Origin of the sequence: Anianabacter salinae (assembly GCF_019061145.1) — a bacterium.
GTDB classification, from domain to species: domain Bacteria; phylum Pseudomonadota; class Alphaproteobacteria; order Rhodobacterales; family Rhodobacteraceae; genus Anianibacter; species Anianibacter salinarum.
The window spans coordinates 1-14,320 of the sequence record NZ_JAHQZS010000012.1 but is presented as its reverse complement, the minus strand read 5'-3'; the positions used below and the strand labels follow the sequence as shown (position 1 = coordinate 14,320).

The following is a 14,320-nucleotide window of genomic DNA, read 5'->3' as shown; positions in this document are numbered from 1 at the left end:
TCTTGGAACAGACTGCTTCGAAGGTATTTCCTCGCGTGTCGTGGCTTGGCCTTGACGGACTTCTGGTCAGTTTCACGGACCGGCTGAACGAGCCTGCGAACCGGGCAGCTCTTGCGCTGCGCGATGCGATCGAGCGCGAGTCTTGGCCGGGGGTCGAGGAAACCGCGGCCTCGCTGGTTTCGACCTACCTGCGCTTCGATGCCGCCGCCATGGATGGCGACGCCCTGCGCGCCCGCCTTGCGGCCCTGGTGGACAGCCGCGACTGGACCCGCGCCGACCTGCCAGGCGGGCGCAGGCGCTGGACGGTGCCGGCCGTGTTCGGCACGGAACTTGCGCCGCAACTGCAAGAGGCCGCAGCCCTGGCCGGGGTCACGCCAGAAAAGGCCATCGCACAGATCGCCGCGACGCCGTTGCGGGTGCAGACGATAGGCTTTGCCCCCGGACAGCCCTATCTGGGAGAGCTTGCCGATCACTGGTCCATTCCGCGCCAGACGCAACTTACGCCGCGCGTTCCCGTCGGCGCGCTGTGTGCGGCGATCCGGCAGATGACGCTGTTCTCCGTCACCACTCCGACCGGTTGGCGCCATGTCGCCCAGACCGCCCTGCGCCTGTTTCGACCAGATGGCGAAACCCCGTTCCTGATGCGGCCCGGCGACGAGGTGCGCTTTCTGCCCATCGATCGCGGCGCCTACGAGCGGCTGTCGAACGAAGGCCCGGACGGCGGCGCCGTGGCAGAGCCGATCCGATGACCCGCGCCCTGATCGTCCACCGGGCGGGTCCGGCGACAAGCGTGCAGGACCTTGGAAGGCCCGGCCTGATCGCGTTCGGCCTGTCCCGCGGCGGCGCGGCCGACCAGCTTGCGATCATCGAAGGTGCCACGTTGCTCGGCCAGGCCGAAACCGTCGCAGCGATCGAGATGGTGGGCATGGGCGGCGTGTTCGAGGCCACCGAGGACATCCGCATCGCGCTGACCGGCGCTCCGATGCGCGCCTGGATCGATGGCGCGCCACTGGCATGGAGCGCATCTCATCGGCTGCGTGCGGGGCAGCGTCTGGAGATCGGGCCGGCCGTTGCCGGGGTCTACGGCTATCTGCATGTCGGCGGCGGGATCGCTCTGGCCAAGGTTCTGGGGGCCAGGGGCGCGCACATTGCAGCGGGGATCGACAGCTTGCTGAAGTCGGGCACTCGCGTGCCGGTGGGCCCGGACGCTCCAGGCGGTGAGGCTGGCTTCTCACTCGCCACCGAAGACCGGTTTTCCGGCGGCCCTCTCAGAGTCATGGCCGGGCCGCAGACAGCCATGTTCCCGGCCGAGCAGATCGCACGCTTCGGGGCTGCGGAGTTCACGCGTGATCCGCGAGGCAACCGGATGGGCGTGCGGCTGCGCCACGACGGTGGCGCGTTTCAAACACAAGGAGGGCTGTCGATCCTGTCCGAGGTCGTGGTGCCGGGCGACATCCAGATCACCGGAGACGGCACGCCCGTCGTGCTTCTGGGCGAATGTCAGACCACGGGCGGCTATCCTCGCATCGGGACAATCCTGCCGCAGGATCTGCCGCGCGCAGCACAGGCCCCGCCCGGCGCCGTGCTGACGTTCCGCTTCGTCGAGCGGTCAAAGGCGATCGAGATGGCTCGCGCGGCAGACAAGCTACGCCGCGCGCTGTCGGGCACCATGACCCGGCTGGTGCGCGATCCGCGCGATATGCGCGATCTTCTGGCCTATCAGTTGATCAGCGGGGTGACGGCGGGCGACCCGGAGGAATGAGACAGCCTCTTCCCTCTGGCCGTTTCGGCGATCAACCAACACGCGCCTCCGCTTCCGAGGAGGCTGCCCGAAGTATGTAGACGGAACAGGACGCGCGGCGCGCCACGCGGGCGGCGGTCGATCCAAGGAAATAGTCAACCGCGCTTGGACTGTGGGCACCTACGATGATCAGGTCGGCGCCGATCTCGCGGGCGATTTCGGTGATGCGCAGCCCGGGTTTGCCTGTGGCCACGAGGCAATCGAATTCAGGGGCTTCTCCAGCGACGGATTTCAGGCGATCCATGACCCGCGCGGTCAGGTGGTTCTCGGACTTCACGGTCACGAACTCTGCCGCAAACCCCGAAATCTGTTCGAGGACGGTCAACAATGTGATCCGGCCGCCCGGTGCCAGCATACGTCGGGCAATGGCGATCTTTTCTGCCACGACAGGCTCATGGTCGATGGCAATGGGTATCAGGATGGACTTCGGCATGATCGTGTTTCCGTCTCGGGTTCAGGGTGCAGTGATCGGCAGCCGCGTCAGGGCAAGCCCGACGACCACGGCAAGGAACAGGGATTCGGCGACCAGCAGTGCGGCGGCAGGCCTGCCGACCCTCAGGATCTCGGCCGGGCGCGTCTTGAGGCCCACCGCAGCAATCGCCGTCAACAACAGCCATCCCGACCCTTCGACCGCCACAGCCAGAACGGGCGCGGGCAACGTCATCAAGGATCCCAGTGTCGCCAGAAGGACGAAGGCCAACACGAACCCTGGTATCAGCGGGGGGCGCGGGCCAGAGGTTCCCCCGCGCGAGCCGCCACGCAGGATCAGAGACGCCACCACAACGACCGGAGCCAGCATCGCCACCCGCAAAAGCTTGACCAGCGTTGCCGTCTCGCCCGCTTCGTCCGAGATCGAGAACCCGGCCCCGACCACCTGCGCCACATCATGAATCGTGGCGCCCAGGTAGATCCCTGCCGTCACATCGTCGAAACCCAGCCCGGCGCTGACGATCGGATAGACGATCATGGCAACGGTCGACAGGATCGTGACGCCCACGACGGTGAAGACCAGCCGGTCGTCTGATCGTTCATCCTTCGGCAAGATTGCGGCAATGGCGAGCGCAGCCGAGGCGCCGCAGATCGCGACCGCACCGGCGGACAGAAACGCGAACCGATACTGGAACCCGAAAAACCGCGACGCGAGAAACCCGAAGCCAATGGTCAGAGGCACCATCAAGACCACCAGCGAGACGATCGGCCAGCCAAGCTGGCCGACCATATTGAAACTGACGCGCAGGCCCAGCAGGGCGACCCCAAGGCGCAGCAACGTCCGGGCACTGAAGGCAACGCCAGGTTCGCAAGTTGGGTCAGTTGCAAGAAAGTTCAGGCTGATCCCGAACAGCAGCGCCAGCAACATCGATGGCGCGCCGTAGTGTTCCGAAACGAAACGGCTGGCCATTGCGATGATCGCCGCGACTAGCACGCCCGGCATCAACGAACCTGCGTCCGTTCTCCATTTTCTCAGTGTCGAGACGTCCTTCATGTGGCATCCGGCCCGCTGGACAGGGTGCCCGGGCCCGGCCCTTCCCCCGCGAGGCTTCTGGCAAGCGCGATCAGCGGTGTGCGGACAGACAGGCCCTCGCGCTCGGCCCTGGAGATGGCCTGCCGCCGCCGCTCTCCCGGCAGGCGGACCCCCTCCACCGCCTCGATCGCGGCAAGCAGGTCGCTCACCCGGTCAAGATAGTCGCTGCCAGCATCGGGGCGCAGGACGATCAGCGTCTGGCCGACCCTCGGCGCAGGTCCATCGGCGCTGAAGAACGATCCGGCCTCGTGACTGAAGGCGCTGCCGGTAAAGGCCGCGGCAAGGATTTCGACCATAAGCGCCAATGCGGTGCCCTTGGCCTCTCCGATCGGCAGCATCGTACCCGAAAGCGCGGCCTCGGGGTCGGTTGTCGGCTTGCCATGCACATCCAGCGCCCACCCAAGCGGGATCGGCTGGTTCGCCTTGTGTGCGTTCATGACCTTTCCCCGTGCGACCCGCGACAGCGACAGGTCAATCACCAGCGGCGCACCGTTCGCCTGCGGTGTGGCGAAAGCGATGGGGTTCGTGCCGAAAAACGGCTGTGTCCCGCCCCAGGGCGCAATCGCCTTGGGGGCATTGGCGACCATGATGCCGATCAGTCCTGCTGCGGCGATTTTCTCCACCTGTACCGACAACGCGCCGCAATGATGCGAATTGGCGACCGCCATAACCGAAATGCCACTGTCCCAAGCCTGCGGCAATCCCGCTGCCAAGGCCTTGTCGAGTGCGGGGAAGGCAAATCCCCGGTCGGCGTCGACCAGAAGCGACGCAGGCCCGCGCGCATGCAACGTGATCCTGGCATTGACGTTGATCTTGCCCGAGCGGGCCTGCGAAACGTAGTCGCCAAGCCGGGAAAACCCGTGGCCCGCCTGGCCCTCGGCCTCGGCCGCGACCAGCGCCCTGGCCACGCACGCGGCGACATCCGCGGGAATGTGTGCTGCAGTCAGGGCTGCGTGGATCAGGCCGGTTGCATCGGCAATCGAGATATTGGTCGTTTCGGTCACCGGAAAATCCTGGCGGCTGGGGCTTCGCGGCACTGTCGTGCAATGGGCGGATCCGGTCACGAACCCGCCCAGGAAGGCACTATGCGCTGCGGTAAAGCTTGGTCATCGAGAATTCCCGGTGCCCAAGCGCCTCGGCGGCGGTGTTGCGGCCATTCGCGGTGCGGCGGATCATCTCGATCAGCGCGTCGCCCGCCTCGTCGATGGTCTGGTCGCGGCGCAGGATGCCCGAGACGTCCACATCCACGTGCTCGGCCATCGTCCGCACGGTGCGCGGGTTGGCGGTGATCTTGATTACGGGCACGATCGGGTTGCCGACGACATTGCCCTGCCCCGTCGGGAACGTATGGATAACCGCCCCGCCCGCAGCCATGAGCGTCACACATTCGGCCGCCGCAGAGGACGAGTCCATGAAGTAGAGCCCAGCGCCCTTGCCCGGCGCTTCGGCCGGTTCCAGGATGTCGATATAGCGCGAGGTTCGCCCGATCTTCTCGAGGTTCCCAAGCGCCTTTTCCTCGATCGTCGTCAGGCCGCCCTCGATGTTGCCCTTGGTCGGCTGACTGTCGGAAAGGTCATCAGTCTGGTGCGCGAAGATGACGTCATCCTGATAAGCCTTCCACATCTTGTACCAGCGCTCGCCCACTTCGGCGTCGACAGCACGCTCCTTGCAGATGTGTTCCGCTCCGGTGATTTCGGAGGTCTCTCCGAAAAAGCCGGTGATGCCTTCGGGCAGCAGCTTGTCATACATGTTGCCAACTGTCGGACAGGATCCCAAACCTGTGGTCGTATCGCTCTCGCCGCATTTCGTGGAAATCCAGAGCTCGTTCATCGAGCATTCTTCACGCTGCAGTTCGGTCGCATGGTGGACGAAGTCCTTGGCGGCCCACGAGGCTGCGCGGATGGTCTCGAAATCGCCCTTCTGCTCGATCGAGAACTCGGCGACAGGTTTGCCTGTCAGGCGGATTCCGTCGGCGATCTTTTTGGTCCAGCCCGGTTCGATCCCGATCACCACGACGGCGGCAACATTGGGGTTCGCGCCAGTTCCGATGATCGTGCGGAAATGAACGTCAAGATCCTCGCCGAACTGAAGGCGGCCATAGGCGTGCGGGATCGCCATCGTGCCCTTGACGTTGTTGGCGACGGCCTCGCAGGCGGCATTGGAAATATCGTCCACCGGCAGGATGATCACATGGTTGCGCACGCCGACCCGGCCATTCTCGCGCCGGTAGCCCTGGACAGTGATGTTTGAATACTTGGATGCCATTCTTGATGTCCTTACCAGCGTTTCGTTTTGCAATTGTGGGTGTGGACGTGCTTGCCCTGGCCGACATCGGCGATGATCTTGCCGATGTCCTCGCCGTACTTGACCGCCGTGTCCCCGGTCCTGAGGTCGGCCAGCGCGATCTTGTGACCGATCGGCACATCGTCTTTCGCAGTCAGGCGGAAGGTCGAATTGTCATGGGTGATGCAGCACAGCATGTCGGTGCCCGCGGTCAGGCCTTCGACGACGACGACGCCGACGTTGTCGGCAGCTTCGTGAACCAGAAGCTGCGGGATCTCGTTTGGAACGGGTTTGGTTTGGGGCATGGAGAACTCCAGTTCATGCGGGTTTGAGGATGATCTTGGGCGCGGCCGTTCGGCCCTCGCGGATATCGGCAAAGGCCCGGGCGCCTTCGCTGAGCGGGCGGGTTTCCATCCAGTCAAGCTGCCCGAGCCGTCCATCGAACATGGCCGCGCAGGTGTCGCGGAAATCCTGCGCGGTATAGGTATAGGTGCCGATGAAGGTGATCTCGTGCAGCGTCATGCGGCGGACATCCAGCCCCCCCGCGCCGCCCCCGAGGCCGATGTGCAGGATCACTCCGCCAGGCCGCGTCGCCGCGCTGGCGGTGGCGCGGGTGCTGTCATGGCCTACGCCGTCCACAGTCAGATCGAACGCTTCATCCGCTATCTCGTCGGGGGCTGCCACCGCGATGCGGGCATGAAGTTCCAAGTAGGCGCGTCGCAGCGGGTTGGGTTCGATCAACGTCACCCGGGGCATCCCCTGGGCGATCAGACTGATCGCGGCGGCCACACCGATGGCACCGCCCCCGATGACCAGGGCCGATTGGACCATGTCTTGCGGCAGAGCCTTCAACCCCAGGCGCACGGCGTGCCAACTGACCGCCGTGGGCTCTGCAAGGGCAGCCATTTCCAGCGATACCTCATCGGGAACGCGAACAAGGTTCCGGCCCGGCATGGCGACCATCTGCGCAAAGGCGCCTTCACGCGGCGCCATCGAGATGATCTGGCGCGTTGCACACAGATTGTCGCGTCCCGCACGGCACGCCGGGCACGTCTGGCAGGTGACCAGCGGATTGATCGTGACGCGCGCGCCATCCATCGGCCCGCCGATGACGGTCCCCGCCGCTTCGTGCCCCAGGATCAGAGGCGCGGGCCGGCGATCGTCATGGCCCAGATAGGCATGCATGTCCGACCCGCAGATGCCGACGCTGTCGATGCCGATCAGGTGGTGGTCCATGTCCGGCACGGGGTCGGGCACATCGCGGTACTCCATCGCCTCGGGGGCCGTGTACACAAGCGCCTTCATTTCGCGGTGAACCCCCCATCGACCATGAGAACCTGCCCGGTGACGTAACCGCAGCTGTCGGAGCAGAGGAACAGGAGCGGGCCATCGATATCTTCCGGCTCGCCGTTGCGGCCGATGCAGGTCTGCGCGGCATTGCGCGCCGCGCGCTCCGGATCATCGAACACCGCTGCCGTCAGTTCGGTGCGGAAAAACCCCGGGCCGATGGCATTGACCATGATCCCGTCCCGCGACCAGGCCTCGGCCATGGCGCGGGTCAACTGCGCCACTCCGCCCTTGGATGCCCCGTAGCTCAGTCCGCCCGGAAACGCCCGGTAAGACTGGAGCGAGGCGAAATTCACGATCCGGCCCCACCCCCTTGCCTTCATGGCGGGCACAAGATGCTGCGACAGAAAGAACGGCACTGCGAGGTTGAGGTTGAGCGTGGCGTCCCACCCTTCGGGCGTCACGTCATCGGCCACCTCGCGCGTGTTGATCCCTGCCGCGTGCACCAGGATATCGGGTGCGCCAAACGGGTCGGCCGCGTGCCGTGCAAGCTCTGAAATCGCGGCGCGGTCGGCAAGATCCCACGGCAAGGCCGCAATGCGGCCCGGCGCCTCACCAACGAGCGATGCCAACGCGTCCGCGCGCCGCGCGACCGCAACCACCTTGGCGCCGGCATGGGCCAGCACCAGTGCGGCCCGGCGCCCGAGCCCCGAACTGGCCCCCGTCACGCACGCAACGCGGCCGCTCAGGTCACTTTCAGCTCTGTTGGTCATGGCAATCGTCGACCGTCAGATCAAAGACCTCATCGGGAAAGAACTTGGCAAGACGGATATCCGCTGTCCTGGCGTGCCCCTCCATGCCCTCGAACCGTGCGATCCGCGCGGTGGCCTCGGCAATCGGTCGTGCGCCCTCTCGGGTCGATCGCTGCCATGTGACGATCTTCATGTACTTGTGCACCGACAAGCCACCGGTGTAGGTCGCGGCGCGCCCGGTCGGAAGAACGTGGTTGGTTCCGGACGCCTTGTCGCCAAAGGCAACGGTGGTTTCTTCTCCAAGGAACAACGACCCGTAGCACGTCAGCCGGTCCAGCCACCAATCGAGGTCCTCGGCCTGCACTGTAAGGTGCTCTGGTGCATAGGCGTCCGATGTGGCGGCCATTTCCTCGCGGTCGGCGCACACGATGACCTCGGCATAGTCCCGCCACGCCATCGCCGCGTTGTCGCGGTTCACCTCGGGCAGATCGTCGATCAGGCCGGGCACGATCCGCATGACCTCTTCGGCGATGTGGCGATCATCGGTGACCAGCCAGACCGGCGAGTTGTAGCCATGCTCTGCCTGCCCGACGAGATCGGCGGCGATGACCATCGGATCGGCGGTCCTGTCGGCAAGGATCAGGCTGTCGGTCGGACCTGCGATCATGTCGATGCCGACGCGTCCGAACAGGATGCGCTTGGCTTCTGCAACATACTGGTTGCCGGGACCGACCAGGATGTTCGCCTCGGGAAGCCCGAACAATCCAAAGGTCATTGCGGCCACGCCTTGCACTCCGCCCATGGCAAGGATCTTGTGCGCGCCGCAGTAATGCGCCGCATAGACGATCGCGGGTGCGACCCCGACGCCCGGGCGCGGCGGAGAGCAGGCCACGATATGCTTGCAGCCCGCGACATGGGCGGTCGTCACCGTCATGATGGCGCTGGCGATGTGGCTGTAGCGCCCACCCGGCACGTAGCAGCCCGCGGCATTGACCGGGATGGTCTTTTGACCTGCGACCATTCCAGGCACGATCTCGACCTCGACATTGGCAAGCGTCGCCTTCTGCGCCTCGGCAAAACGTTTCACGTTTGCATGGCTGAAGCGGATGTCGGCCTTGATCTTCTCGGGGACCAGCGCGATCGCGGCATCGATATCGGCCTGCGACAGAAGCACCGGCCCCTCGTATCCATCCAGCCTTGCCGCGTAGTCCAGCGCCTTGGCATCGCCGCCTGCCTCGATGTCGTCCAGCATGGCCTTGACCTGTTCGTGCACGTCCGTGGCGCCGCTGGTCGAGGTCAGGGTTGCCTTCTTGAGGTATTCAATGGCCATGAGAGTGTAGTCCTATCGGTAAACATCAGGCAGGAGGGCGGTGGAGATCGCGGGGATAAAGGCGATCATCAGGGTCACGATAAGCATGAAGCCCACGAACGGGACGGCGCGCACCGCGATCTTCAGGATCGATTCCCCGGTTATCCCGGACACCACGAACAGGTTGAGACCAAGGGGCGGCGTGATGAAGCCGACCCCCAGCGCCGTGATCATCATGATGCAGAACTGAATCTCGTTCATCTCGATCTGCTGCGAGAGCGGGAACAGGATCGGCGCGAGGATCACGATATTCGGTGTCGTCTCCATCACGCAGCCTGCTGCGATCAGGATCAGGATCATCATCAGTATCAGGACCCAAGGCTCTTCGCTTACGCTTGTGGCGGCGGCGACGAAGCCTTGCGGAACACCAAGGATCGACAGCGCCTGCGCCAGCGGCAGCGAGAAGGCGATGATCGGCAGGATCACACCGTTCACCTTGGCCGAGCTGACCAGCATCGCCGGAAAGTCCGAGAACTTGAGCGTGCCGATGAGAAAGCCGATGACGATGGTGACGACGACAGCCACGGCTCCGGCCTCGGTCGGCGTCAACTTGCCCGAAAATATGCCGTAGAAGATGATGGCGGGCACAAGGAACGCATACCAGCCCGATTTCAGTGACTTCCAGAGGTTCGCGGCCCATTCGCCCAACGTCATCAGCCCGCCGCCCTCATAGGCGTGCCTGCGGTTCACCAAGGTATTGGTGATGAGGATGGCCAAGAGCACCAGCAAGCCGGGAATGACCGCGGCGAGGAACAGGATGGAGACATTCACGCCCAGCACGAGGCCGATGATGATGTAGGCGATCGAGGGCGGGATCAGGATCCCGGTGCAGGCTCCGGCGGCGACCAATGCGCAGGCATAGGGGCGCGGATAGCCGCTTTCGACCAGTCGGTCGATCGTCATGCGTCCCACGGCTGCCGCACCCGCCGCGTCAGACCCGGAGATGGCGGCAAACATACCGCACACAAGGACCGTGGCAGAGCCAAAGCCGCCCTTGGCCCAGCAGGTGATTGCCTCGGCCACATCGAGGAACTTCTTGCTGAGACCTGTTCGGACCAGCGCATCACCTGTCAGGATGAACAGAGGCACCGCGGTCAGCGCGAAATGGTCGATGCCATGAAACAGGCTCTCGCCAAGCAGGGACAAGGGCAGCGCGCCCGAGATCAGCAGCATCAGGATCGCCGCAGCGCCGATGGAGGCCCAGACCGGGACCGCAAGCGCGACAAGAACAACGAACACCAGGATAGGAATGTAGAAATCCCAACCGAGCTCGACCGTCTGGTTCTGAAGTTGTTGCCAGAGCACGTGCCTGTTCCTTCTCAGTCGAAGAGCTTGTCGCCTTCGTAGACGGGGCGTCCGCTACGAAGATCAGAGATGTCTCGGAGGAAGGACTGCGTCAGCCGCAGCATCACCAGGGCGAAGCCGAATGGGACGGCGAACAGGAAGAACACCTGAGAGACGCGCAAACCGTGCGTCACAGAGCCGAATTTCCAGGAGATGTGGACCGCTTCCCACGACCAGTAGAGGGCGACCGCCGCCACGGCGAACATGACGATGTCACCAAGGATGTAGAGCAGCGCCTTCACGGTCCTGGGGACGTAATTCATGATCACGTCGATACGGATGTGCCCACGTTCCTTGACGGCCGCCGCCGCACCGATCCACGCAAGGTAGATGAAGGAATAGCGCACCATCTCTTCGCCCCAGATCGAAGAGTAGGCGAACACCTCTCGCCGCACGACTTCGATGAACATCGTGCCGACGAGCATCACGTAGAACACAAGAAGCAGCCAACGCTCGCCGTTCCTGTCCATGGCCTTGAAGATGTCTGACATTTAGCCCCCGTCCGGACGCAGCCGTCCGCCGTCCGCCGCAATTGTCGCGCGCGTCAGTCGTGGATTGGGTGAGGCCCAGCGCCGGGATGGCGCTGGACCCTCTTCATCAGGCGTCGTGAACGTAGTAGTGGCCCATGGTGCCCGCGGCTTCGTCGAGGCGATCGAACGTCTCCATCGAACCGGCGAGTTCCAGCTTGAACTGGTCCCATTCGCTGTTCTGGTAGCCACCCACGGACTTCCATTCGGCCAGTTGGTCGTCGGACAGCGTGTGGAACTCCACACCATTGGCCGACAGCTCGGACATCGCGTAGGCCCGTGCGGCCGGAACCTTGGCAAGGTTCTGCGCCTGCGTGATCTCGCCTGCGAACTCGATGCCTTCCTGCACGTCGCCCGGCAGGCCTTCGAACCATTCCAGATTGACGGAATAGACCTGGCTGTCCGGGACCGCCTGGGTAAAGGTCACATGGCTGAGGATCTCGCCGAAGCCGAAGACATGCAGCGCGCCGACCGACGGGTCGAGCGCGTCGGCAACGCCCTGGCGGATCGCCGACGGGGTTTCACCCCAGGCAACAGGCGTCGGGTTGGCGCCGACCATGCTGTAATACTGCTGCAGCATTGCGGAGCCGGGCACCCGGAACTTCACGCCGGCCATGTCGGACGGTGTGATGATGGCGTTGCCGCCCTGGCGCACGGCCACGACACGGGGATCGATCACGATGTAGAACAGCGACTTGAAGCCCGACGCTGCGATGCGCGGATTGACTTCGGCTTTCCACGCGTCGGAGGTGGTGAGGTTGGTGAAACGCTGGTTGGAACCGCAGAAATACGGCAGGTTGATCAGATCGACCGCCGATGCGAAGGGCGCAAAGTTGGCAAGGCTGTGCTGCGCGCACTGGATCGTGCCGGACTGGACCGCCTGCGCAAGCGCACCGCCAGCGCCCAACTGACCGCCGGGGGAAAGGCGCACATAGACCTTTCCGTTGGTCATGTTCTGAATATTTTCCTTCAGGTCGAGCTGCAAGATCGGATAGCTGCGCGATGCACCAAGAACGTAGGCGGTTGCCAACGTCATGATGTGGTCGGCGGCTGCCTCACGTTCCCGCTCTTCCGCGGCGGTCTGCGCGACGGCCGCGTCCGACCACAACATGCCGCCCGCGCCGGCGACCAGCGCCGCCGTAAAGCAGCCGGTTCCTGCAAGTTTCAGGAAGTTCCGGCGCTCGACCGAGGCGATTTCGTTCTTGATCTCTTTCATCATGTTTCCTCCCATTGAAACGCGTTCTTATTTGTTCTTTTCGGCGGCTTCGGCCTGCGCCTCCCGTTGCAGAATGCCGACGACAAAGGCCACTGAAGCCGCAAGAAGTATGAGCATTTCCGATACGTTACTGACCAAAGGGCCAGAACCGATGGCCCCGGCCACGACATTGGCCGTGAACGCCACGGCCAGCAGCAACGCGATCATAAAAGCCATATGAGCCCCTCCCGACGCACAATAAACTGGCGGCTGAAGAATCATGTAACCGCTTACATGCGCCGATGCAAGCGTTTACATTGTCGCGTCTGGTGGTATCTTTCCTCGTCGAGACGTGTCCGGTAAAGGAAGCTGGATGTGCCCGGCACGGCGATGATTCCGGCAAGTTCCAGATGAACAAGAGAGGCATACGGCGCATGGATTACCCGCCCCATGACACGCCTCTCCCGACGCTCGCGGACGTGGCACGGCTTGCGAATGTGTCGACGGCAACTGTCTCGCGCTGCCTCAATTCACCGGATCAGGTCGTCGGAGAGACCCGAAAACGGGTGATGAAGGCCGTTGAAGACCTTGGCTACGCGCCGAATTTCGGCGCCAAGACCCTTGCCGCAAAGCAGACGAATACCTTCGGCGCGATCATTCCGACAATGGAGAATGCGGTCTTTGCGCGGGGCATCCAGGCCTTTCAAGAGGAACTGGGCCGCCACGGAAAGACGCTTCTGATCGCTTCGTCGGCCTATCAGGAAGCCCTTGAGGAAGAACAGATCCGGGCACTTGCCGCGCGCGGGGCCGACGGTCTGCTTCTTATCGGCTATCACCGCGACCAGGCGATCTATGACTACCTGAGGCGTCGCTCGGTGCCCTACCTGATCGCATGGTCCTACGATCCGGCCCAGGATCAGCCTTCAATCGGCTTTGACAACAAGAGTGCGATGGCCGACCTCGCCCGCCTTGTGATCCAGCAAGGCCATCGCCGGATCGCATGCATCTCGGCGCCGATCGTGTCGAACGACAGGGCCCGGGACCGGGTCGAGGGGATCAGGATTGCCATGACAGAGGCAGGACTCGACGCCAGCGACCTGTGGCTGATCCAGACACCTTACGGCATTGAAAACGGCAGCACCGCGCTGCGCGAGACACTTGCGGCAGCGCCAGATACGACAGCGGTGATGTGCGTGAACGACGTTCTCGCCTTGGGTGCGCTGCGCGCCTCCAAGGAAATGGGGCTGCGCGTTCCTGCCGACATCTCGATCACCGGGTTTGACGACATTGAGATCGCCAGTCTCGCCGAGCCGGCACTGACGACCGTGCATGTGCCCCACCGGGAAATGGGCCGCCGCGCCGCCAGCATGCTGATGCAGATGTTCAAGCGGCGTGAATTGCCCGAGAGTGTCAGGCTTGAAACGGACATTCGGCTAAGACGGTCTCTTGGGCCACCACCCTGATTGGGGACTGCGCATGCTACAGCCGCGTAGTTTGATTTTGTCTGTCCATTCTGACGACCCTGCACTTCGAGGCTTCGTGAACCTCGCCGGGTTTGCCGGAGGCTCCAACTCCTGAGTAGGATGGAGCATCATGAGCAAGACGACGAACAAGTTTTCCCCCGAAGTGCGCGAGCGTGCGGTGCGGCTGGTCGTTGACAATGAGGGTCAGCATGGATCGCGCTGGCAGGCAGACATGTCGATTTCCGCAAGGATCGGCTGTGCGCCCCAAACCCTGAACGAGTGGGTCAAGAAGGCCGAGGTCGACAGCGGTCGACGCACGGGCATCCCGACCGACATGGCAGAGAAGATGAAGGCGCTGGAACAAGAGAACCGTGTGCTGCGCCAGGCCAACGAGATCCTGCGCAAGGCGTCGGCGTATTTTGCGATGGCGGAGCTTGTCTTATGCAAATCGTGGCTCCTGAGGCAAAAGGGAGCCGCTGCCCGGCACCGCAAACTGCGGGGCAGCAGCGGGGGTGGCGTCGTGCGGAGCTTGGTCTATCAGGACCGCGGTCGAGTTTGACGGCGCCCTGGCGAGCCTGCTGCTCTTGGCGGCGGGTGCCCCGGTTCTCCGGTCAGCCCGAATGCCGGGGGCCCAGAACGGCAAAAGCTCCGCGGGAGCGGAGCTTCAAGATATTGATGTGATTGATAAAGCTGAGGAATTTGGTTGCGGGGGCAGGATTTGAACCTGCGGCCTTCAGGTTATGAGCCTGACGAGCTACCGGGCTGCTCCACCCCGCG

At 63.8% G+C, this 14,320-nt stretch carries 15 protein-coding genes, 1 tRNA gene and 1 pseudogene; 4 read left to right on the top strand and 13 right to left on the bottom strand.

Annotation, left to right across the window (positions count from 1 at the left end; translation table 11 throughout):
* Positions 1-2 precede the first annotated feature (2 nt).
* Positions 3-749, top strand: a complete 747-nt coding sequence (locus KTJ87_RS17915; protein ID WP_407650518.1) for a 5-oxoprolinase subunit B family protein — start codon at positions 3-5, stop codon at positions 747-749.
* On the top strand, positions 746-1,762 hold the full coding sequence (locus KTJ87_RS17910) for a 5-oxoprolinase subunit C family protein (RefSeq protein ID WP_267140525.1): 1,017 nt from the start codon (positions 746-748) through the stop codon (positions 1,760-1,762). Before KTJ87_RS17915 ends, KTJ87_RS17910 begins: the two co-directional genes overlap by 4 nt.
* A 31-nt stretch (positions 1,763-1,793) precedes the next feature.
* Here KTJ87_RS17910 and KTJ87_RS17905 read toward each other — a convergent pair whose 3' ends face one another.
* The 12 genes from KTJ87_RS17905 to KTJ87_RS17850 form a co-directional block, all read right to left on the bottom strand.
* Positions 1,794-2,234, bottom strand: coding sequence for a universal stress protein (locus KTJ87_RS17905; protein ID WP_267140524.1), 441 nt, complete (start codon positions 2,232-2,234; stop codon positions 1,794-1,796).
* A 21-nt stretch (positions 2,235-2,255) separates the two neighbouring features.
* Positions 2,256-3,233 (bottom strand): YeiH family protein, encoded by a 978-nt coding sequence (locus KTJ87_RS17900; protein WP_267140523.1) that lies wholly within the window; start codon positions 3,231-3,233, stop codon positions 2,256-2,258.
* A gap of 47 nt (positions 3,234-3,280) precedes the next feature.
* Complete coding sequence (locus KTJ87_RS17895) at positions 3,281-4,327, bottom strand: Ldh family oxidoreductase (protein ID WP_267140522.1); 1,047 nt, start codon at positions 4,325-4,327, stop codon at positions 3,281-3,283.
* A gap of 79 nt (positions 4,328-4,406) precedes the next feature.
* Entirely contained in the window at positions 4,407-5,588 is a 1,182-nt protein-coding gene (locus KTJ87_RS17890; RefSeq protein WP_267140521.1) for a UxaA family hydrolase, read from the bottom strand.
* A gap of 11 nt (positions 5,589-5,599) precedes the next feature.
* Positions 5,600-5,911: a UxaA family hydrolase gene (locus KTJ87_RS17885; protein WP_267140520.1), complete on the bottom strand. Its 312-nt coding sequence runs from the start codon at positions 5,909-5,911 to the stop codon at positions 5,600-5,602.
* A gap of 13 nt (positions 5,912-5,924) precedes the next feature.
* A complete protein-coding gene (locus tag KTJ87_RS17880; protein WP_267140519.1) occupies positions 5,925-6,911 on the bottom strand; it encodes an alcohol dehydrogenase catalytic domain-containing protein in 987 nt (328 codons plus the stop codon).
* Positions 6,908-7,666 carry an SDR family NAD(P)-dependent oxidoreductase gene (locus tag KTJ87_RS17875; protein ID WP_267140518.1) on the bottom strand — a complete coding sequence of 253 codons (759 nt, stop codon included), beginning with the start codon at positions 7,664-7,666 and terminating at the stop codon, positions 6,908-6,910. Before KTJ87_RS17875 ends, KTJ87_RS17880 begins: the two co-directional genes overlap by 4 nt.
* A complete protein-coding gene (gene hisD / locus KTJ87_RS17870; RefSeq protein WP_267140517.1) occupies positions 7,650-8,975 on the bottom strand; it encodes a histidinol dehydrogenase in 1,326 nt (441 codons plus the stop codon). Before hisD ends, KTJ87_RS17875 begins: the two co-directional genes overlap by 17 nt.
* A 12-nt stretch (positions 8,976-8,987) precedes the next feature.
* Positions 8,988-10,319: a TRAP transporter large permease gene (locus KTJ87_RS17865; RefSeq protein ID WP_267140516.1), complete on the bottom strand. Its 1,332-nt coding sequence runs from the start codon at positions 10,317-10,319 to the stop codon at positions 8,988-8,990.
* Positions 10,320-10,333: 14 nt separating this feature from the next.
* Complete coding sequence (locus KTJ87_RS17860; protein WP_267140515.1) at positions 10,334-10,849, bottom strand: TRAP transporter small permease; 516 nt, start codon at positions 10,847-10,849, stop codon at positions 10,334-10,336.
* A gap of 106 nt (positions 10,850-10,955) precedes the next feature.
* Positions 10,956-12,104: a TRAP transporter substrate-binding protein gene (locus tag KTJ87_RS17855; RefSeq protein WP_407650516.1), complete on the bottom strand. Its 1,149-nt coding sequence runs from the start codon at positions 12,102-12,104 to the stop codon at positions 10,956-10,958.
* Positions 12,105-12,128: 24 nt separating this feature from the next.
* On the bottom strand, positions 12,129-12,317 hold the full coding sequence (locus KTJ87_RS17850; RefSeq protein ID WP_267140513.1) for a hypothetical protein: 189 nt from the start codon (positions 12,315-12,317) through the stop codon (positions 12,129-12,131).
* 197 nt (positions 12,318-12,514) lie between these two features.
* Between KTJ87_RS17850 and KTJ87_RS17845 the strand changes: the two genes are divergently transcribed.
* Together KTJ87_RS17845 and KTJ87_RS17840 are read left to right on the top strand one after the other, a co-directional pair.
* The gene (locus tag KTJ87_RS17845) at positions 12,515-13,543 is read left to right on the top strand and encodes a LacI family DNA-binding transcriptional regulator (RefSeq protein WP_267140512.1); all 1,029 of its coding nucleotides are present in this window, start codon (positions 12,515-12,517) and stop codon (positions 13,541-13,543) included.
* Between the two features lie 130 nt (positions 13,544-13,673).
* Positions 13,674-13,964, top strand: a pseudogene (locus tag KTJ87_RS17840) (transposase); the annotation flags it as partial.
* A gap of 279 nt (positions 13,965-14,243) precedes the next feature.
* On the opposite strand, the gene KTJ87_RS17835 reads toward KTJ87_RS17840, so the two are convergent.
* Positions 14,244-14,320: transfer RNA gene (locus tag KTJ87_RS17835), tRNA-Met, on the bottom strand.

Bases quoted from the DNA above. Each gene is read 5' to 3' on its own strand.
- KTJ87_RS17875 (WP_267140518.1), bottom strand. From the start codon at position 7,666: ATGACCAACAGAGCTGAAAGTGACCTGAGCGGCCGCGTTGCGTGCGTG.
- KTJ87_RS17860 (WP_267140515.1), bottom strand. From the start codon at position 10,849: ATGTCAGACATCTTCAAGGCCATGGACAGGAACGGCGAGCGTTGGCTG.
- KTJ87_RS17885 (WP_267140520.1), bottom strand. From the start codon at position 5,911: ATGCCCCAAACCAAACCCGTTCCAAACGAGATCCCGCAGCTTCTGGTT.
- KTJ87_RS17855 (WP_407650516.1), bottom strand. From the start codon at position 12,104: ATGATGAAAGAGATCAAGAACGAAATCGCCTCGGTCGAGCGCCGGAAC.
- KTJ87_RS17900 (WP_267140523.1), bottom strand. From the start codon at position 3,233: ATGCCGGGCGTGCTAGTCGCGGCGATCATCGCAATGGCCAGCCGTTTC.
- KTJ87_RS17910 (WP_267140525.1), top strand. From the start codon at position 746: ATGACCCGCGCCCTGATCGTCCACCGGGCGGGTCCGGCGACAAGCGTG.
- hisD (WP_267140517.1), bottom strand. From the start codon at position 8,975: ATGGCCATTGAATACCTCAAGAAGGCAACCCTGACCTCGACCAGCGGC.
- KTJ87_RS17845 (WP_267140512.1), top strand. From the start codon at position 12,515: ATGGATTACCCGCCCCATGACACGCCTCTCCCGACGCTCGCGGACGTG.
- KTJ87_RS17905 (WP_267140524.1), bottom strand. From the start codon at position 2,234: ATGCCGAAGTCCATCCTGATACCCATTGCCATCGACCATGAGCCTGTC.
- KTJ87_RS17850 (WP_267140513.1), bottom strand. From the start codon at position 12,317: ATGGCTTTTATGATCGCGTTGCTGCTGGCCGTGGCGTTCACGGCCAAT.
- KTJ87_RS17880 (WP_267140519.1), bottom strand. From the start codon at position 6,911: ATGAAGGCGCTTGTGTACACGGCCCCCGAGGCGATGGAGTACCGCGAT.
- KTJ87_RS17890 (WP_267140521.1), bottom strand. From the start codon at position 5,588: ATGGCATCCAAGTATTCAAACATCACTGTCCAGGGCTACCGGCGCGAG.